At 35.3% G+C, this 19,441-nt stretch carries 18 protein-coding genes and 1 other annotated feature; of the genes, 15 read left to right on the top strand and 3 right to left on the bottom strand.

Going from position 1 to position 19,441, the window contains the following annotated elements:
- Positions 1-19: 19 nt before the first annotated feature.
- The 12 genes from ytaF (at position 20) to NKG37_RS24950 (ending at position 11,398) form a co-directional block, all read left to right on the top strand.
- On the top strand, positions 20-655 hold the full coding sequence (gene ytaF / locus NKG37_RS25005; RefSeq protein ID WP_016201812.1) for a sporulation membrane protein YtaF: 636 nt from the start codon (positions 20-22) through the stop codon (positions 653-655).
- A 145-nt stretch (positions 656-800) separates the two neighbouring features.
- Positions 801-1,406 (top strand): dephospho-CoA kinase, encoded by a 606-nt coding sequence (coaE, locus tag NKG37_RS25000; RefSeq protein WP_016201811.1) that lies wholly within the window; start codon positions 801-803, stop codon positions 1,404-1,406.
- A gap of 262 nt (positions 1,407-1,668) precedes the next feature.
- A complete protein-coding gene (nrdR, locus tag NKG37_RS24995; RefSeq protein WP_016201810.1) occupies positions 1,669-2,124 on the top strand; it encodes a transcriptional regulator NrdR in 456 nt (151 codons plus the stop codon).
- Positions 2,125-2,229: 105 nt separating this feature from the next.
- Complete coding sequence (locus NKG37_RS24990) at positions 2,230-3,636, top strand: replication initiation and membrane attachment family protein (protein WP_016201809.1); 1,407 nt, start codon at positions 2,230-2,232, stop codon at positions 3,634-3,636.
- 21 nt (positions 3,637-3,657) lie between these two features.
- A complete protein-coding gene (gene dnaI, locus NKG37_RS24985) occupies positions 3,658-4,587 on the top strand; it encodes a primosomal protein DnaI (RefSeq protein WP_101730659.1) in 930 nt (309 codons plus the stop codon).
- 885 nt (positions 4,588-5,472) lie between these two features.
- Positions 5,473-6,315 carry a putative sporulation protein YtxC gene (locus NKG37_RS24980; RefSeq protein ID WP_016201806.1) on the top strand — a complete coding sequence of 281 codons (843 nt, stop codon included), beginning with the start codon at positions 5,473-5,475 and terminating at the stop codon, positions 6,313-6,315.
- 387 nt (positions 6,316-6,702) lie between these two features.
- Positions 6,703-8,640, top strand: a complete 1,938-nt coding sequence (thrS, locus tag NKG37_RS24975) for a threonine--tRNA ligase (protein ID WP_224427496.1) — start codon at positions 6,703-6,705, stop codon at positions 8,638-8,640.
- Positions 8,641-9,029: 389 nt separating this feature from the next.
- Positions 9,030-9,167 (top strand) — a sequence feature (ribosomal protein L20 leader region).
- 150 nt (positions 9,168-9,317) lie between these two features.
- On the top strand, positions 9,318-9,821 hold the full coding sequence (gene infC, locus NKG37_RS24970) for a translation initiation factor IF-3 (protein ID WP_016201804.1): 504 nt from the start codon (positions 9,318-9,320) through the stop codon (positions 9,819-9,821).
- Between the two features lie 15 nt (positions 9,822-9,836).
- Positions 9,837-10,037, top strand: a complete 201-nt coding sequence (gene rpmI / locus NKG37_RS24965; protein ID WP_016201803.1) for a 50S ribosomal protein L35 — start codon at positions 9,837-9,839, stop codon at positions 10,035-10,037.
- A 26-nt stretch (positions 10,038-10,063) separates the two neighbouring features.
- Positions 10,064-10,420 carry a 50S ribosomal protein L20 gene (rplT, locus tag NKG37_RS24960; RefSeq protein WP_016201802.1) on the top strand — a complete coding sequence of 119 codons (357 nt, stop codon included), beginning with the start codon at positions 10,064-10,066 and terminating at the stop codon, positions 10,418-10,420.
- Between the two features lie 124 nt (positions 10,421-10,544).
- Positions 10,545-10,754, top strand: a complete 210-nt coding sequence (locus tag NKG37_RS24955; RefSeq protein WP_051993841.1) for a DUF1294 domain-containing protein — start codon at positions 10,545-10,547, stop codon at positions 10,752-10,754.
- A gap of 68 nt (positions 10,755-10,822) precedes the next feature.
- Positions 10,823-11,398 carry a TVP38/TMEM64 family protein gene (locus tag NKG37_RS24950; protein WP_101730662.1) on the top strand — a complete coding sequence of 192 codons (576 nt, stop codon included), beginning with the start codon at positions 10,823-10,825 and terminating at the stop codon, positions 11,396-11,398.
- 64 nt (positions 11,399-11,462) lie between these two features.
- On the opposite strand, the gene NKG37_RS24945 is transcribed toward NKG37_RS24950, so the two are convergent.
- Positions 11,463-11,816 (bottom strand): sigma-w pathway protein ysdB, encoded by a 354-nt coding sequence (locus NKG37_RS24945; protein WP_169188949.1) that lies wholly within the window; start codon positions 11,814-11,816, stop codon positions 11,463-11,465.
- Positions 11,817-12,088: 272 nt separating this feature from the next.
- On the opposite strand from NKG37_RS24945, the gene NKG37_RS24940 reads away from it, so the two are divergent.
- Positions 12,089-13,174, top strand: coding sequence for a M42 family metallopeptidase (locus NKG37_RS24940; RefSeq protein ID WP_169188948.1), 1,086 nt, complete (start codon positions 12,089-12,091; stop codon positions 13,172-13,174).
- Positions 13,175-13,573: 399 nt separating this feature from the next.
- On the opposite strand, the gene NKG37_RS24935 is transcribed toward NKG37_RS24940, so the two are convergent.
- Together NKG37_RS24935 and NKG37_RS24930 are read right to left on the bottom strand one after the other, a co-directional pair.
- The gene (locus NKG37_RS24935) at positions 13,574-14,698 is read right to left on the bottom strand and encodes an AI-2E family transporter (protein ID WP_016201795.1); all 1,125 of its coding nucleotides are present in this window, start codon (positions 14,696-14,698) and stop codon (positions 13,574-13,576) included.
- A 459-nt stretch (positions 14,699-15,157) separates the two neighbouring features.
- Positions 15,158-16,318 (bottom strand): ROK family protein, encoded by a 1,161-nt coding sequence (locus NKG37_RS24930; RefSeq protein WP_254415508.1) that lies wholly within the window; start codon positions 16,316-16,318, stop codon positions 15,158-15,160.
- Between the two features lie 281 nt (positions 16,319-16,599).
- On the opposite strand from NKG37_RS24930, the gene xylA reads away from it, so the two are divergent.
- The gene (gene xylA, locus NKG37_RS24925; RefSeq protein WP_254415507.1) at positions 16,600-17,916 is read left to right on the top strand and encodes a xylose isomerase; all 1,317 of its coding nucleotides are present in this window, start codon (positions 16,600-16,602) and stop codon (positions 17,914-17,916) included.
- Between the two features lie 89 nt (positions 17,917-18,005).
- Positions 18,006-19,349 (top strand): IS1380 family transposase, encoded by a 1,344-nt coding sequence (locus NKG37_RS24920; protein ID WP_118977697.1) that lies wholly within the window; start codon positions 18,006-18,008, stop codon positions 19,347-19,349.
- Positions 19,350-19,441 lie beyond the last annotated feature (92 nt).

Raw genomic sequence — 19,441 nt, 5'->3', positions numbered from 1 at the left:
TTGGAAGGAGCTTATCTTTATGGCCCAGGTGTTTTCTCTTTTATTATTAGCAATCGCTGTCAGCATCGATAGCTTTAGTGTTGGTTTTACTTATGGACTGCGAAAAATGAAAATGCCCTTAAATTCTATCCTGATTATCGCCTGTTGTTCTGGTCTGACACTTCTAACAGCAATGTTGGTAGGTCATGTTATTTCAAGGATATTCTCCCCATCGTTTGCAGAAAGTATAGGTGGTATTATATTAATCATATTAGGTGGATGGATTCTTTACCAATATTTTAAGCCGAGTAAAGAAAAGGAAGTTCTAACAGAAGAGAAGAATATTATAAATTTTGAAATAAAATCTTTAGGAATTGTCATCAATATTTTAAAGAAACCTTTATCAGCGGATTTTGATAAATCAGGAACGATTACAGGGCTAGAAGCGGTTGTGTTAGGTTTTGCTCTGTCTTTAGATGCCTTTGGAGCAGGAATTGGTGCTTCTATGCTCGGGTTTTCGCCACTATTTTTAACTCTTGCTGTTATTTTTATGAGTACATCCTTTGTGTCTTTAGGCATTTATCTAGGTAAGTTTTTGTCAGAGAAAAGTTATATGGATAAATTCTCTTTTATTCCCGGGATTATCTTAATCATTATTGGGATTTTAAAACTTTAATTCTTTACCAAATTTGCGAAATAGGTTGGTTCCTTCTAAGGCGGTGCCCCTCCTTGGCGAATCGCCTTTGGAATTTCACCTATCTCTCTCCTTTATATAAATTTGTTACATACTAAATACTAAATTCAATAAGGTAGGTATTGTTATGACGATAATAGTAGGATTAACTGGAGGGATTGCGAGTGGAAAATCGACGATATCTTCCTATTTTCAATCACTAAACATCCCGATTATTGACGCAGACATCGAATCGAGACTTGCTGTAGAAAAAGGAGAACCAGCATATGTAGAAATAGTGTCCCATTTTGGTAAGGAGATTTTACATCAAGATGGTACCTTAAATAGACAAAAGCTTGGGGAAATTATCTTTTCAAATGAAGAAGAACGGAATGTACTTAATGGCATTGTACATCCTGATGTAAGAAGAAGAATGGATGTTAAGCAGAGACAAGCAGTTGAATCAGGAGAGAAAATAGCGATTTTAGATATTCCGTTGCTTTTTGAAAATAAATTAAATCAAACGGTGGATCGAACGATTTTAGTATATGTAGATCAAAATGTTCAAATTAATCGATTAATGAAAAGAAATGATTTAAGCTATGAGCAGGCTGTTAAACGAATAAACGCGCAAATGCCATTACGAGAGAAACTTCTTCTTGCTGATGAAGTAATTAATAATAATGGATCTATGGAAGATTCTATCAACCAAGCGAAGAGGATTTTGGAAAAATGGCAGGTTTTCCCTACCTGAAAATAAGGTTTGTCCCACACTTAACGGACAGTATGGCTTGGGTCTCAAGCATATGAGAATTCGAGGAAGAAAGGTGGGAGATCAACTGTTCGTAAAGATCCGAATGGTTCAACTAACCATCAGGGGGATGAAGGTAGCTCCCACTGATGGAAGTTTCACTTTATAGAAGAGAATTTGATATAATTACTTGTACAAGCCTTTATTTTTATATAATATGAAGATAAGTATATACATGGAACAATGAATTCGGAGCTGATATGAAATGAGATGTCCTACCTGTCAACATAATAACACCCGCGTTCTTGATTCACGACCAGTTGATGAGTATAAATCGATTCGCAGAAGAAGAGAATGTGAAGCTTGCGGTAATCGATTTACCACTTTTGAAAAAGTAGAAGAGATTCCTTTAATTGTAGTGAAGAAAGAAGGGACGCGTGAAGAATTTAGCAGGGATAAAATATTGCGTGGTTTAATAAGAGCGTGTGAGAAGAGACCAGTTGCTTTGAAACAATTGGAAGAAATAACCGCTGAAGTAGAAAAAGAACTTCGAAGTAACGTTGCTTCAGAAATAAAGAGTGAAATTATTGGAGAAATGGTAATGGATCGCTTGGCGAAAATTGATGAAGTAGCATATGTGCGTTTTGCATCCGTTTATCGTCAGTTTAAAGATATAAATGTATTTATTGACGAATTAAAGGAATTAATAAAAAAAGACTAAAAAACACATGGAAATGATAACTAAGGGAGCTAAAGATTTCTTTGGCTCTTTTTTGCCTTTTATCTCCTTTTGATGGAAATAGAATGTATGAAAGGAAGAATTAATATGTCTCAGCATTGGCAAGACCTACTTCCGGTCGACAGATATCGAGTAACGGTGAATGGGCTGTTAAGCGATTATGATCGAAAGACAATCACCTTCTTATATCAACCTTTAATTGGGACAAAATGTTTAGCTTTATATATGACCTTATGGGCTGAAGTCGAAGAAAATCGTTTATGGTCCATGACAAATACACATCATAGTTTAATGAATTTCATGAGTTGCGGTTTAAATGATATATATGAAGCAAGACTAAAGCTTGAAGGAATTGGTCTATTAAAAACTTATTTAAAGAAAGAGGATGGAAATAGAGCTTTTATCTATGAATTGCAGCCTCCTTTATCACCAGCACAGTATTTTCTAGATGGGATGTTAAATGTTTATTTATATAGAAAAGTTGGAAAAGCTCAGTATAGCAGATTGAAAAGATTCTTTTCCGATGAAAAAATTTCTGATTCTAGTTATCAACCAATAACAAAAGCTTTTCAAGATGTTTTTATGTCTGATCATGGAAGTGCAGTTCGGGCGATGCATGAATTAGATGAAGAAGATACTATTGATCAAACTTATATTGGAAAAGAAGAGCAAACTGGTATTCAAATTACTAAAGATGATTTTGACTTTGAGCTGCTATATGCAGGGATTCATGATTCCTTATTATCGAAAAAGGCTTTTACGAAAAAAGTAAAGGAAGCGATACTAAATCTCTCTTTTATCTATGGAATTGATCCAATTCAAATGAAGAATATCGTAATTAGTGCGATTAATCATCAGGACGAAATTGATGTGGAAGAATTGAGAATAGCTGCACGCGATTGGTATCAATTTCAACATAATGACTTGCTGCCAATGTTAGTTGATCGAAAACAACCGCAAAAGGATCATTCATCAACAGATGCTCCAAAATCGAAAGAAGAAGAATTGATATATTATTTGGATCACACTTCTCCCCGCGAAGTATTGAAAGATATATCTGGGGGAGCGGAACCTTCTAAGACAGACTTGCAAATTATAGAGGAAATTATGTTTTCGCAAAAACTGTTGCCTGGCGTCATTAATGTTCTGATTCAATATGTTATGCTGAAAACAGATATGAAATTGACAAAAGGCTATATCGAAAAAATCGCTGGTCAATGGGTTAGAAAAAATATCCGTACTGTTAAAGATGCAATGGACCTTGCGAAAAAAGAGCATAAGCAATATATGGAATGGGCTCAAGGTAAAAAAAATCCACAGCCAAAGGCAAACCGCAAAGCAATTCGGACGGAAAAGATTCCAGAATGGTTTGGACAAGATCAGGATAACGAAGAAAAGATAAAAACAACTGATAAGACTTCTGCAAAGAATACGAGCGATAAAGAGTTGGAGCAAAAAAAGAAAGAGCTGGAAGAGCGTATAAAAAAATTATAAAATCAGGTGGTGAATGAAACGGTGGAAAGAATTAATGATACATTAAAGAAATTTGGTGCAGGTAATAATTTTCAGGAAAGGTACCGTGCTATGAAACAAGAAGTACTTGCCCATCCTGATGTAAGAGCTTTTTTAAGAGAGCATGAGGATGAGCTTACTTCTAATGCTGTTGATGTGGGAATGATGAAGCTGTATGAATATGCCAATCAAAGCAAGGGTTGTGATAAGTGCTCCAGTCTTCAGGGCTGTGTGAATATGATGCAAGGATACCATCCTAACCTTGTTATAATAAGAGGGAATATTGAGATTCAATATGAACGATGCCCGCGCAAGGTTTCGGAGGACAATCAGAAGAAAAAGGAAAAGCTAATTAAAAGCTTATATGTACCGAAGGATATTCTTGAAGCTTCCTTCAATACAATTGATCTTGATGGAGAGAGAATGGAAGCGGTAGAAGCGGCTATTCGATTTGTAGAGGAATATAAACCAGGCCAAAGGCATAAAGGGATATATTTTTATGGGGAATTTGGTGTAGGAAAATCGTATATTTTAGGAGCAATTGCTAATAAACTTTCTCAAAAGCAAATTTCTTCCATGATTGTATATGTTCCTGAATTATTTAGAGAAATGAAGAGTTCGATTGCTGATAGTACGTTAAATGATAAAATTGAAAGCATAAAAAGAGAACCTATTTTAATGTTAGATGATATTGGTGCAGAAACAATGTCTAGCTGGATTCGTGATGAGGTCCTTGGACCAATATTGCAGTTTAGAATGCTAGAGAATTTACCTACTTTATTTACATCCAATTTTGATTTTAGCGGCTTAGAGCATCATCTCACCTATTCTCAAAGAGGAGAAGAGGAAAAGATGAAGGCGATGAGAGTGATGGAAAGAATTCGCTATTTATCTACACCAATTCGTGTAAAAGGAAAAAATAAACGACTATGACGATTTCATTTTTAGTAAGGAGAAGGGCAAGTTGACGGAAATTTCGAATGCTGAAAAATTATTAGTAAAACGATATAATCAATTTCTTTTGTTTGTATCTATAACCATATTATTGTTGTTAATCCCCTTTTTTCTATCCTTTTATAGCCCAGGGATTTATAAAATAATCCTGGCATTATTGGTATTTGGACTGACTTATACCTATATTACAAAAAATAGAAGATTACTTGCATATGTAAGAAGCCGATGTGAAAAACGATCTATCTCGTTTCAGACATTGTATACCTGGTACATTATTTTGTATGCCTTTGTATTAGGTGTCCTCTTATTCTTTCTATAATTTAAATTTGATATAGTGATTTGAGGTTGGGACATAACTAAATTGATATTCTGTAAAGACGAACAATTTCTCATTTAGCTAGTAGATAGCGGCTGCTTTCACACACTTTTTACAAGAGGAAATATAATTAGTTGGGAAAACAGAGCAGCCGGAATATACGAAGACGCCACGGGGATTAGCGAGACAGTCTGAGACCCTGCAGGCTGTAAGCAGACCGCGGCTCAGCGCGAGCCCCACGGAAAGCGAAGTGTATTCCGGCTGCGGGGAAACGCACTAACCTTCATGGAGACTTCCTTTAAAAAACAAATAAAAAACCGAACAATTATACGAACTTTCATTAGCATCTTCGTATAATTGTTCAGATTATGTTGGCTGGAATACTTTTGTCCCAGCCTTATTTGTAATTCTCAAAATTTGACCTAATTCTTTTCTACTGTATTTTTTAATAAACATAATCCAAAGCACTTTACATTTTTCATAGTCTATTTTCTACCTATCCCCCATATATATGAAATCGAGGACTTCTTTATAAAGGGGGGATACGGTTGATTGAAATTCAATTTCACGATCAAAAAGATGCTATGAGATTTTTGCGCATTTTAAATAAACAGGTGAAATTTGTTGAGTCGGTTGAGAAAATGGACGACGTCAATAATTGGATAGTTGTTAAAACCGATGGAAGCAGTACAGCAGTAAAGAAATGCTTAACCGCTTTTATCTTGCATATAAAAACAGATGATTGGGCAAGAGAAATACTACAAAATCGTTATTTCTATTTGGATGAACTAGAACAGCGGAGCATATTAGAAATACTTCACAGTTTAATAGAAGAAGAACGGGAAGGACTTACAAGCTTAACAAAAGATATCAATATAAAAACATGTCTTCTAGAGAGTTTGGATAACTTTATGGTGGAAATGCATAAAGAATTTTCGTTTGATTCCTTTGTAACCTTTCGATTAAAGGCTTTTTTTGAAAAGCTAATAAAATACATAGAATTATCGATTGATGAGTACAAAATGGAACAAGAATATCAGGTTTTTATTCATACATTGCGAAATTCCCTTTCCAAAAAGGCTGCAAAAGTGAATCATATCCATGTAGTAATCGACTTAGAAATACAATTTTTTGATACAGAATATCGAGAAATACCTCAGCAAGAGCTTATGATGTTGTATGACCAAAGAAATTTAGCTTCTTCCCATTATATCGACCCATATTCCCTTGGCCCATTGCTTGCGCTTGCTCCGAAAACAATTTTTCTATATACAGAGGATAGAGAATTGCCGATTGTACGAACGATTTTAAATATATTTGAAGAGCGAGTACAACTTCTTGATAAGGAACACTTTTTTCTAAGGATAAATAAACAGACAGAAATGAAATAAGATTCCCATTAATCCCCTTGATTTTATGCGGAGAAAAGCATATAATAACGTACATAAATTAACTATAACTTATACATGTAATGATAAGGACAATGGTTTTCTTGTACGGTTCAAAGAGAGGGAAGGATGCTGGGAACTTCCTAACACGATAAGATTACTTACCACCTTTAAACTTCAGTCAGGAACAGGAAATACTAAGTAATGACTGGCGGTATCAGCAGCCGTTATCTGTTTAAACTAAAGCTAGACAAATGAATTGTTTGGGAATTAGGGTGGAACCACGTGTTTTTAATTTAAAACTCGTCCCTTCGTATAGGGACGGGTTTTTTTGCGTTTTTTAATCGGTTCTTATCTTACATGCATGGCAAAAATAAAGGAGGAAGTTTCATGTCAGAATTAATTAACATTACATTTCCAGACGGAGCGGTAAAGGAGTTTCCGGGAGGAACTACAACAGAAGATATTGCAGGTTCTATTAGCCCAGGTCTAAGAAAAAAAGCACTAGCAGGGAAAATTAATGGTTCTTTATATGATTTGAAAAGACCTATTTTAGAAGATGCATCTTTTGAAATCATTACACCAGATAGTCCAGAGGCATTAGAAATTTTGCGTCATAGCTCTGCTCACTTAATGGCACAAGCAATTAAAAGAATTTATGGAAACGTAAAGCTAGGTGTAGGTCCAGTTATTGAAAATGGGTTTTACTATGATATTGACTTAGAGCAATCATTAACACCAGAAGATTTACCAGCTATTGAAAAAGAAATGAAAAAAATCATCAATGAAAATCTTGAGATTGTCCGTAAAGAAGTAAGCCGCGCGGAAGCGATTGAGCTCTTTAAAGAAATGGATGATGAATACAAACTGGAGTTAATTGATGCAATCCCTGAAGAGGAAACAGTAACATTATATCAACAAGGGGAATTCATTGATCTTTGCCGTGGAGTTCACGTACCATCTACTGGAAAACTAAAAGAGTTTAAATTGCTAAACATTGCTGGTGCATACTGGAGAGGGAATAGCGATAATAAAATGCTTCAGCGTATATACGGAACAGCATTCTTTAAGAAAAATGAGCTAGAAGAGCATTTACGCTTTTTAGAAGAGGCGAAAGAAAGAGATCATCGTAAGATTGGTAAAGAATTAGATTTATTTATGACTTCTCAAAAAGTGGGACAAGGTTTGCCTCTATGGCTTCCAAAAGGTGCAACAATTAGACGTATCGTGGAACGGTATATTGTAGATAAAGAAGAAAGATTAGGCTATAACCATGTTTATACACCAATCATGGGAAGCGTGGATTTATACAAAACATCTGGTCACTGGGATCACTATCAAGAGGATATGTTTCCTGTTATGGAAATGGATAATGAACAATTAGTTCTTCGTCCGATGAACTGTCCACACCATATGGTTGTTTATAAAAACGACATTCATAGCTATCGTGAACTGCCAATTCGTATCGCTGAGCTAGGCACAATGCATCGTTATGAAATGTCTGGTGCATTATCAGGATTACAGCGTGTGCGTGGAATGACTTTAAATGACGCGCATATCTTTGTAAGACCTGATCAAATCAAAGATGAATTCAAGCGTGTTGTAAACTTAGTATTAGAAGTATATAAAGATTTTAACATTACAGATTACTCGTTCCGTTTATCTTATCGTGATCCAGCGGATACAGAGAAATATTTTGATGATGATGAAATGTGGAATAAAGCACAAAGCATGCTGAAAGAGGCAATGGATGATCTAGGACTAGATTACTTTGAAGCAGAAGGAGAAGCGGCATTCTACGGTCCGAAATTGGATGTACAAGTAAAAACAGCTTTAGGCAAAGATGAAACACTGTCTACAGTTCAATTAGACTTCCTTCTTCCTGAACGCTTTGACTTAACATATGTAGGAGAAGATGGGAAACAACATCGTCCAGTAGTTATTCATAGAGGTGTGGTTTCAACAATGGAACGCTTCATTGCATTCCTGATTGAAGAATACAAAGGCGCATTTCCAACTTGGTTATCACCAGTTCAAGTACAAGTGATCCCGGTATCACCTTCCGTTCACTTTGACTATGCCAAAGAAGTGCAAGAAAACTTACAAAGACACGGTTTCCGCGTAGAACTTGATGAACGTGACGAAAAAATAGGCTACAAAATCCGTGAGGCACAAATGAAAAAAATCCCTTACATGTTAGTAGTGGGAGACAAAGAAGTAGAAGATAAAGCCGTAAACGTCCGCAAATACGGAGAACAAAAATCAGAAACAGTCTCTTATGTCGACTTCTTAGAGAAACTAACACAAGAAGTAAAAAAAACGAACTAAGTTAGAAATTAATTTTTATGACATAAATTGAAATTAAGGATTTTGAGTTGATTGGAGCGGATATTCTGTACTTTTGTGGGAAGTAGAGGAGAACAGGCTTCCTTCCCGCGTAAAGCAAGTGTCTGAAGTGGGAATTAACGAGTTTCATAAATAGGCGAACCATTTTTTAGAACACAATGTATTAAAAGAAAAATGATCAAAGTACTGTCGTTTTTAAGGATTGGAAGCCTACTTTTCGTTCTATATTCCTAGCTTTTCAGAAATTATGCACAAAAGGTATTGCATTGAATCAATTATTTTGATAAAATTTTTCTCGTTGTGATATTTCTTTCGTTGACTTACAGATATCATTTGTGATATAGTTACTAAGGTAAATTGAATACGAGTTTGAGGAAAAGAAGAAGCACCCGCTTCTCACCTGATTGACACAGATTCCAAGTAGTTAACAGGTATTACGTAAAACATTTTAGGTCTTACTATGTTATCGTAAGTGTGGGTGAATTGTTCATCCACACTTTTTTATTTGGATGATAAAGATTACAAAGCCTACGATGTCAACTTGGGAGTCAAGTGTCAATTAGTATCTAAACTAGAGAAGGTGACCTAGGTTAGATTATTCTTGACCCGAACGTTGTATTCGTCATTAACCTTGGAGGTGTTTAACTATTAGCAAAGATATGATTTTAAATGAAGGCATTCGTGCTAGAGAAGTTCGTCTTATTGACCAAAATGGAGAACAGCTTGGGATTAAAACGAAATTTGAAGCTCTTGAAATTGCAACACGTGTAAATCTTGATGTCGTTCTTGTTGCTCCAAACGCAAAACCACCAGTAGCTCGTATTATGGACTACGGTAAATACAAGTTTGAACAACAAAAGAAAGAAAAAGAAGCACGTAAAAATCAAAAAATCATTAATATTAAAGAGGTTCGCCTTAGTCCAACTATAGATGAGCATGACTTTAATACAAAGCTTCGTAATGCTATTAAGTTCCTAGAAAAAGGCGATAAAGTAAAAGCATCCATTCGTTTTAAAGGACGTGCTATTACACATAAGGAAATCGGTCAACGCGTACTTGTTCGTTTTGCAGAAGCTTGTGCCGAAGTTGCCACTGTGGAATCACATCCAAAAATGGACGGTCGAAGCATGTTCATGACCTTAGCGCCTAAAAACGACAAGTAAGAGGAGGAATACCAAATGCCAAAAATGAAAACTCACCGCGGAGCTGCTAAACGTTTCAAAAAGACAGGCTCTGGTAAATTAAAACGCTCAAAAGCTTATACTAGTCACTTATTTGCTAACAAATCTACTAAACAAAAACGTAAACTTCGCAAAGCTGGATTAGTATCTAAAGGCGATTTCAAACGCATTCGTCATTTATTAGACAACATTAAGTAATTTTTTCAATATAGGAGGGAAATAATATGCCACGTGTTAAAGGCGGTACAGTTACACGCAAACGTCGTAAAAAAGTTCTTAAATTAGCTAAAGGTTATTATGGTTCAAAACATACATTATACAAAGTTGCAAACCAACAAGTAATGAAATCATTAATGTATGCTTACAGAGATCGTCGTCAAAAGAAACGTGATTTCCGTAAATTATGGATTACTCGTATCAACGCAGCTGCTCGTATCAACGGTCTTTCTTATAGCCGTTTAATGCACGGATTAAAAGTTGCTGGTATCGAAGTAAACCGCAAAATGCTTGCTGAACTTGCTGTAAGTGATGAAAAAGCATTTGCTGAATTAGCAACAGTTGCAAAACAAAACTTAAAATAATTATTTTAAAAAAGAAGGTAGCCGATACCTTCTTTTTTTCTATATTTTTGCGAAAAGGGGAGAAAGTGTGATTACATACCTATTAATCTATTTAGTAGTAATTAATATACTCGGCTATTCATTAATGATGATCGATAAAAAAAGGGCGATAAAACATCAGTATCGGATAAGCGAACGTACACTGTGGATTACAGCGATTCTTTTTGGTGCCCTTGGTTTATTCATTGGCATGAAAAACTTCCGTCATAAAACTAAGCATGCTTTATTTAAGTATGGTTTACCTATCTTATCAGTACTAGAATTAGGGATTGTACTTTATGTACTAAATGTTTAGGCATATTCTCTTGTCTTTTCTTATACACTTTAATAACAGCATGATTCTTTAGGGCAGAAGGTGATAAGATGGAAGAGCAGTTATCAGTCCTGTTTGTTATGGTAGAAGTTGGTGGTATTTTAGCACCGATTATATTTATTCTATTCCATACACTACGGCAATTTTTATTTATTCCTCCCATACTAGTCTGTATTGCGGGAGGGGTTCTATTTGGAGTGACGCTAGGTACCATCTATTCTGTTATTGGCTTAACAATCAATTGTCTCTTATTCTATGCAGTTATTCACCGTTTGCCAAAAACACATCGGAAACTATCTACTCTAAAAAAAAGATGGTTTGGGGAATATCGTAATTTGACTCTGGGGCAAATTACTGTATTACGGTTAATTCCAGTATTTCATTATCATTTATTAAATTTTTGCTTGTTGGAAAAAAGGAAAAGTTTAAAAGAATTTGGAAAAAGTTCGTTTATAAGCAATATCCCATTAGCGTTTTTTTATACTATTTTTGGTCAGTTCATTAGCCAGTTTTCGATGACGATGGTAGTTATAATTATGTTTGCTTTGGCCGTACTCGTTTATATTTTACGGGAAAAAATAACAGTAATAAAATGGAGAGAATTTTTTAAAGAAGCCCCGGAGTAAAATAATGGAATAGTGGTAGAAAATAAACATAGAGTCTTGCTCAAAAGCAAGACTCTACGTGTTTTTATACCTCTTTAAATCGTGTCCATTCAATTCTAGCCTTTGGATATATAGACAATAGTGACTGTTCTATATAGGTTTTGTCTTGTTTTGACAACTTTGTATTATATGGATTAGCGGGGAATAGTAAGATGTGATCAACCTCTTTTGCTGTAGCGTATTTTTCCCCTTCCAGCAAATGTCCTTTATAGGTTAGTAAGAGGTTCATTCTAATATTATCCTTATTATCAAACAAATAAAATGTTCCACGCTTTTGCGCGAATGCTAGTCTTCGCTGTGGATTTGTTAGGAATGAAGCGAATCGAAACAACCCGTAAAAAAGAAAAGCGAGTAGAACAAATAACAAAAGCCATTTCATAAAAGAGCCTCCAGTAACTTAATTTTTCAGGATTAACTAATAGAATACGATGGAGTTGAAAAAAGGTTTCACTTTTTGAGAAAAAATATTTAAATAAATAGAAACAAAGAATTGATACATAATATAAGTAAGGGATTCTTTACTATACCCGTATGCATAGGAAGTTAGCCTACTTTGGTGAAAGATACACTTTGGTAGTATCTAATACTTTGTACTATAATTATTTTCTAGTATAATAATGAAGAAGTTATTTTATTAAGGGAGTCGAAGTAATGGTAAAATTAGATGAAACATTAACGATGCTGAAAGATCTTACTGATGCAAAAGGCATACCAGGAAATGAAAAAGAACCAAGAGAAGTAATGAAAAAGTACATAGCAGAATATGCAGATGAAGTAACTACAGATAATTTAGGAAGTTTAATTGCCAAGAAAGTTGGGCAAGAAAATGGGCCGAAAATAATGGTTGCAGGTCATCTTGATGAAGTTGGATTTATGATAACTCGTATTGATGATAAAGGCTTTTTATATTTTCAAACAGTTGGTGGCTGGTGGTCTCAAGTGATGCTTGCTCAACGAGTAACGATTGTTACAAGTAAAGGCGAAATTACTGGGATTACAGGTTCAAAACCGCCACATGTATTAAGTCCTGAAGCAAGAAAGAAACCAATAGACATTAAAGATATTTTTATTGATATCGGTGCATCTTCTAAAGAAGAAGCAATGGAATGGGGTGTAAAACCAGGCGATATGGTTGTTCCATACTTCGAATTCACAGTGATGAATAATGAGAAAATGCTTCTTGCGAAGGCTTGGGATAACCGTATTGGCTGTGCCATCGCAATTGATATATTAAAGAATTTACAAGGCAGCAATCATCCTAATATTGTTTATGGTGTTGGAACTGTTCAAGAAGAGGTTGGTCTTCGCGGCGCAAAAACAGCGGCGAACTACATTGAGCCGGATATTGGTTTCGGAGTAGACGTTGGTATTGCAGGAGATACACCAGGAGTGACAGAAAAAGAAGCGCTAAGTAAGATGGGCAAAGGTCCACAAATTATCTTATATGATGCTTCTATGGTTGCTCATAAAGGATTGCGTGATCTTGTTACAGATACTGCGGACGAGTTAAACATTCCTTATCAATTTGATAGCGTGCCAGGAGGGGGAACAGACTCCGGTTCGATTCATTTAACACATAAAGGTGTTCCATCGTTATCAATTACCATTGCAACACGTTATATTCACTCACACGCTGCAATGCTTCATCGTGACGACTATGAAAATGCGGTAAAATTAATTGTAGAAGTTATTAAGAAATTAGATCGTGAAACAGTAGATGGATTAACATTTTCATAGGATTATTTTAAGGGGAGTTTGATTTTTTAATCGAACTCCCTTTTTACTCTTAATTGGCATTAATAGGACACAAGAAAAAGCCCAAATACACTGATTTGGGCTTCCAGACTGTAGACAAATCCCTAAATTTTAGAAATAGAGGTGTGTATATAGTATATTTATTAGTCTCTTTGAATAGGATGTTGCTTTCCGCTTCAGGGGTTCGCTTTCCGTGGGGCTCGCGCTGAGCCGCTTCGGCCTTTGGCCTGCAGGGTCTCAGCTTCCTCGCTAATCCCACAGGAGTCTCCCCCCTTCCACTCCAAGCAACGCATGAAAATTCCATTTAAGTTTCTAAAAATCTTTTTGTCGACAAACTGAAAACCCAAATACACTGATTTGGGCTTCTGTAATATTGCTATATTAAATTTTAGAATCATTTATAGGAGGAATTTGTGTATTTAAAATGGCCGCTTTCCGTGCTTTAAGTAAGCGATTTATATTAATGACAATCGTTTTGATAGCAGCGTATGTTGGTACAGCAAGAATCATTCCTAAAATGCCTGCTAAATTTCCTGCCACTAATAAAAGGATAATGATTGTTGCTGGATGAGTATCCAATCTTTTTCCAAGAATTAATGGTGATAAAATATTCCCTTCAATTTGTTGAGCGATGGTAATAACGATAATAACAAGCAACGCTTGTGTTGGTGAGGTGAAAAGGGCAATGATAACAGCCGGCGCTCCACCAATTAATGGCCCAACATATGGAATGATATTTGTAACAGCAACAACTAAAGCCATTACAAGTGCATAATCAAGGCCGATAATCCAATAACCAATTAAAGATAAGGTTCCCACAAACAGTGCCACAATAACTTGTCCTTGAATATAGGCAGCGATTGTTTCGCTTGTATCTTTAATGATTTTTAAGCCTTCTTTTCGATAAGAAGATGGAAAGAATTTCGATAAGGCCTCTGGAAATTTACTACCATCTTTAAAGCAATAGAAAAGCAAAAATGGTACTGTCACAATCGTTATCGTGATATTTGTCATGGTACTAATGATTGAGCCAATTCCATTTGTTATATTGCTTGGAATCGTTTGAGCATATGCTTTTAAGTTTTCCGTAATATCCTCTATTTTTACATATTCTTGGTTCATAATCCATTTGTACTGTTTTGTATCATTTAAGTATTGGAAATATTTAACTGCATCATCTGCATATTTGGGAATATTGCTGAACAATTCACTGACCTGCTTACTAATCATCGGCACAATACTACCAATAGCTAAAATAATAATTCCGATCACGCCAACATAAAGAATAATAATGGCGAGTGTTTTAGGAATTTTATTTTTTTGCAAAAATTTAACGATTGGATTAAGCAAAAAGTATAAGAAACCAGTAATGATAATTGGCACAAAAAGGGTGGAGAACAATACGGCAACTGGCTTAAATAAGAATGAAATTTTGGTGCATAGATAAATAATCGCAGCAATGATGAGAATCTGCAGTAACCAATAATGAAATTTCTTCTTTGTCAAAATTTTTCACCTTTTTCATATTTTGTATAGCAAGTATAGCATACTCATTCTATTTCCTGTAAAGATTGTGATCATTATTCATAAACATTATACCATTCTTTAAATTTATCCCACTCTTAACGGACAGTAAGACTCCCCCCACTGATGGAAGTTTCACTTAATACTCCTATTAACGAGATGAGAGAGAGAAAAGTTTCATTAAATTTAAAAATAGCGAAGAGAAAAAAGAATGATGCAATCCCCATCTTTTTTATAAGGACTGTGCCATTCTTTTTATTTGGCTATTTTCGTAAAGTTTGTTGCGATTACCCGCAGCAGGAATACACTTCGCTTTCCGTGGGGCCCACGCTAATCTCGTCGCGTCTTCGTGTATTCCGGCTGCTTCATTTTTCCAACTAATTTTTTTCCTATTTAAAAAACAACAATCCTTTAGAAAACAACCTTTTATTTAAACAAAAGTTATTCCGCATTCATAATTTTTAAATGGGAAATATTTAAGAAATTACGAATGTTTAGCGCGGTAGCACCGAATAAAGATGCTTTAGAACCAAGACTTGAATTTTCAATGATAATATCTTTATTAAAGGAACTTTCCAAGTTATCGCTAATTAATGAAAGTATTTCAGGAATTCTCCGAATGACAGAACTATTCATAAATATAACCTTGGGTGCAAAAAAGGTCATAATATTGTTTATTCCCTTTGAGAGGTTGTAGCAATGTTGTTGAACAATCTCTAGTACGATCGAATCATGAGCGTAATAGAGTTCAGCCAATAAATCTGGAGTAACATCGGATAACTGTTTTCTGTCTTTAAGTTGTTCAAGGAGTACTTTATCGGAACAATATTGTTCTAGACAGCCTTTATTTCCACAGGGACAACTTTTGCCGTTTGGATACAGAATGGAATGTCCAACTTCACCAGCTCTACCGTCTAAACCTGTAAACAATTGCCCATCAATAATAATTCCTGCGCCAATCCCGCTGTGAATACTTAAACTAATTAGGTTATTAAATTCCGTTGAAAAAGTAGACTCTCCTATTGCTGTTAAATTTGCTTCGTTTTCAATATGAATAGGATAAGGATACAGTTTCGTCAATTCTTCATAAAGTTCTATTTTGTCTAAATCATAATAGGGTGTAAATAAGATATTGTTGTCGTTGACAATACCATGAATGGCAATGCCAATTCCGATAATACCATACGTTGTCAGATTGCTTATTTTCTCATATTTATCAATAATACTAGCAATATGGGAAAGGACATTCTCTTTTGTGATAAATGTACCTCTTTCTTTATTATAGAAAACCACTTCTCCGTCTAAATAAGTAACCATTGTTGAAATGAAGTCATAGCCAAGCTCGATGGCAATCGACAGACCTGCTTTCTTATTTAATTGTAGAAGAATAGGTTTTCTTCCACCAGAATGGCTACTTGCTCCGATTCCGATTTCTTCAATAAGTTTATCCTCGAGTAACTTCTTTGTTATATCAGAAACGGTTGCTTTATTTAAACCAATATTGGATGAGAGGCTCGCTCGAGAAATCGGGGCATGTTGAACAATTTGCTCCATTACAAGAGAAGCATTTTGTTCTCTAATTACATATTTATCTGTGACCATTATTTTCCTCCAAACTGATTAATCACCTTTTAACGATGTTCATATTGTTAGGTTACCATACTAATTAAAATACTTCTATCTAATTTCCAAATAAAATTGTAAAAAAGCTATTGTAAGCGCTTGACAAAAAACTCTGTTGGATTTATGATTAATTCAGTTAGTATGTTGAACTAACAAATTAAATGTGGTTTAATAGATTAGTAGAGAAATGGAATTGCTACTTAGAAAAAAGTAAGTTAAAAATGAAAAATATCTTTTATAACAATTAGGAGGGAATTAGAATGGAATTTTTTCCAATGATTAAAAAAGTAAAATATGAAGGAACAAAAACAGAAAATATTTTTGCGTATCGTCACTACAATCCAGAGGAAGTAGTATTAGGAAAAACAATGAAAGAACATTTACGATTCAGCATGGCATGGTGGCATACATTAACACAAGATGGATCCGATCCATTCGGGGCAGCTACAAATGTTCGTAACTGGTTTGGCGAAACGCCAATGGAAACAGCAAAAAATCGAGTAGAAGCTGGCTTTGAATTAATGGAAAAAATGGGCTTTGAATTCTTTTGCTTCCATGATGTAGATATTGCTCCAGAAGGTGAAACTCTTCAAGAGTTCTTAAACAACTTAGATGTAATTACAGATTTAATTAAAGAAAAAATGGATCAAACAGGCATTAAATTACTATGGAATACAGCAAATATGTTTACAAACCCTCGTTTTGTACATGGTGCAGCTTCTTCATCTAATGCAGAAGTGTTCGCATATGCTGCAGCACAAGTGAAAAAAGGATTGGAAATTAGCAAAAAGCTTGGCGGCCAAAATTATGTATTCTGGGGTGGCCGTGAAGGATATGAGTCTCTACTAAATACGGACTTACAATTAGAACAAGATAATATGGCTCGTCTTTTCCATATGGCTGTTGAATATGCAAAAGAATTAAATCATGAAGTTCAATTCTTAATTGAGCCAAAACCAATGGAACCATCAAAACACCAATATGATTTTGATGCAGCTACTACAATGGCATTCTTACAAAAATACGATCTTGATAAATACTTTAAGTTAAACTTAGAAGCAAACCACGCTACATTGGCAGGACATACTTTTGAACATGAAATGGCAGTAGCAAGAAGCTATAATGCACTTGGATCTCTAGATGCAAACCAGGGGGATATAATGCTTGGATGGGATACAGATGAGTTCCCAACTAACATCTATGATACAACTCTAGCAATGTATCAAGTGCTAGAAAATGATGGAATTGCTCCTGGTGGTATCAACTTTGATGCAAAAGTACGCCGTTCTTCATTCTCAATGGAAGATTTAATTCTTGCACATATCGCTGGTATGGATACTTTTGCACGCGGTTTAAAATCAGCGGCAAAATTAAAAGAAGATGGATTCTTCGATAAAGAGATTGAACGCAGATATAAAAGCTATACAACTGGTATCGGTAAATCAATTGTAGAAGGAAAAGAAAACTTAAAAACATTAGCAGAGTATGCATTACAGCATGATCAAATTGAAAACGAACCAAATCATCTAGAATTCTTAAAATCTCGTTTAAACGATTATTTAGTCCTGAGTCCGTGACGTAATTAATAATAAATGTGCCCACAAAGCCTGATATAATAATGTTATCAGCTGATTTATGTTGATAATTTTATTTCACCAGGCAGGTGTTGAAATTGGTTAAGTTTATTTTAGAAGATTCCGATGATACATTAACGACCCATTCGGGTCTAGGTTTAATAGGTTTGCTTTTATCAAAAACAAAATTTTACAAACGTTTTTCATCCTTAAAGGTCCCAGAAATCAAGTCGTCTCCGGCCATTCTTAATGGGGATGTTACCACTTCTTATGTGGGTCTATTGTGCCAAGGTAAGAATGATTTCGACCATATCGAAGAATTTCGAGATGATCCCTTCTTTTATCGTGCATTGGATATTCAAGTGGTTCCATCAAGTCCCACACTACGGCAACGACTCGATCAAATTGCCAAGGTGACTGGATGGAAATCCATTGTTCTGGAAGAATCGGCTAAACTAATACGGCAATTTGATTCTCCTGTCACTCCAACAATTACTAGTGACAAAAAATCATACGTACCTCTGGATATTGATGTATCGCCATTTGATAACTCAAATACTAAGAAAGAAGGGGTTAGTCGCACATACAAAGGATGTGACGGGTATTCCCCTAACTTCTCCTATTTGGGTCAAGAAGGCTACGTTGTAAATGTGGAACTTCGGGAGGGAAGCACACACGTTCAAAAGGATACTGAGAAATTTCTCGAGAAAAGTATTATATATTCTCGGATGATTACTGATCTATCGTTATTGGTCCGTATGGATGCAGGAAACGATAGTGTCGAAAACCTAAAAGTTTGTGTGAATGAAAAGGCCGATTTCATAATTAAACGAAATCCTCGCCGTGAAAAGCCTGAAAACTGGCTCATGGTAGCTGAACAATTCGGTAAATGCGTTCAGGAGCGAGAAGGAAAACGTGTATTCTATGGTGCTTTAGAAACAACTCCAAAGGGAATGAAAAAAGCCATTCGCCAAGTCTATAAAGTAACAGAAAGAACGATTGATAAAAACGGCCAAATCCTCTTAATCCCAGATGTTGAGTTTGAGAGCTATTGGACTACCCTACCTAATGAAACAGAGGAAATAATTAGCCTTTATCACGAACATGCCACTTGTGAACAATTCCACAGTGAATTAAAAACGGATTTAGACCTAGAACGTTTCCCTTCTGGGAAATTTGCCACCAATGAATTAATCTTACATCTTGGATGTTTAACCTACAATCTCCTTCGGATTATTGGCCAAGAAAGCCTGAAATCAGGGGATGCGCCGCTTAAAAGAAAGGTCTTCCGTCGCCGAGTAAAAACGGTTATCCAGAATTTGATTACATTAGCTGCAAAATTGGTAAAGCATTCCCGAAGAATTTACTTAAAGTTTGGAAATCATAGTCCTTGGTTTCCTACTTTTAAACGACTGTATCTTTCATTTACAACATAAGCCTAGGAAACTGAATAGGTAATAAGACCTGAAAAAAATTATAGGTAAGCAGGTTTTATTTAGTGTACACAAAAAACAATCAATCCAACTTA

The organism is Niallia sp. RD1 (assembly GCF_024219955.1).
GTDB lineage: Bacteria > Bacillota > Bacilli > Bacillales > Cytobacillaceae > Niallia > Niallia alba.
The sequence above is the reverse complement of the archived record's forward strand: the minus strand, read 5'-3'. Positions and strand labels throughout refer to the sequence as shown.

Bases quoted from the DNA above. Each gene is read 5' to 3' on its own strand.
- rplT (WP_016201802.1), top strand. From the start codon at position 10,064: ATGCCACGTGTTAAAGGCGGTACAGTTACACGCAAACGTCGTAAAAAA.
- ytaF (WP_016201812.1), top strand. From the start codon at position 20: ATGGCCCAGGTGTTTTCTCTTTTATTATTAGCAATCGCTGTCAGCATC.
- NKG37_RS24950 (WP_101730662.1), top strand. From the start codon at position 10,823: ATGGAAGAGCAGTTATCAGTCCTGTTTGTTATGGTAGAAGTTGGTGGT.
- rpmI (WP_016201803.1), top strand. From the start codon at position 9,837: ATGCCAAAAATGAAAACTCACCGCGGAGCTGCTAAACGTTTCAAAAAG.
- NKG37_RS24955 (WP_051993841.1), top strand. From the start codon at position 10,545: ATGATGATCGATAAAAAAAGGGCGATAAAACATCAGTATCGGATAAGC.
- NKG37_RS24990 (WP_016201809.1), top strand. From the start codon at position 2,230: ATGTCTCAGCATTGGCAAGACCTACTTCCGGTCGACAGATATCGAGTA.
- nrdR (WP_016201810.1), top strand. From the start codon at position 1,669: ATGAGATGTCCTACCTGTCAACATAATAACACCCGCGTTCTTGATTCA.
- xylA (WP_254415507.1), top strand. From the start codon at position 16,600: ATGGAATTTTTTCCAATGATTAAAAAAGTAAAATATGAAGGAACAAAA.
- NKG37_RS24930 (WP_254415508.1), bottom strand. From the start codon at position 16,318: ATGGTCACAGATAAATATGTAATTAGAGAACAAAATGCTTCTCTTGTA.
- thrS (WP_224427496.1), top strand. From the start codon at position 6,703: ATGTCAGAATTAATTAACATTACATTTCCAGACGGAGCGGTAAAGGAG.
- NKG37_RS24940 (WP_169188948.1), top strand. From the start codon at position 12,089: ATGGTAAAATTAGATGAAACATTAACGATGCTGAAAGATCTTACTGAT.
- NKG37_RS24945 (WP_169188949.1), bottom strand. From the start codon at position 11,816: ATGAAATGGCTTTTGTTATTTGTTCTACTCGCTTTTCTTTTTTACGGG.
- infC (WP_016201804.1), top strand. From the start codon at position 9,318: ATGATTTTAAATGAAGGCATTCGTGCTAGAGAAGTTCGTCTTATTGAC.
- coaE (WP_016201811.1), top strand. From the start codon at position 801: ATGACGATAATAGTAGGATTAACTGGAGGGATTGCGAGTGGAAAATCG.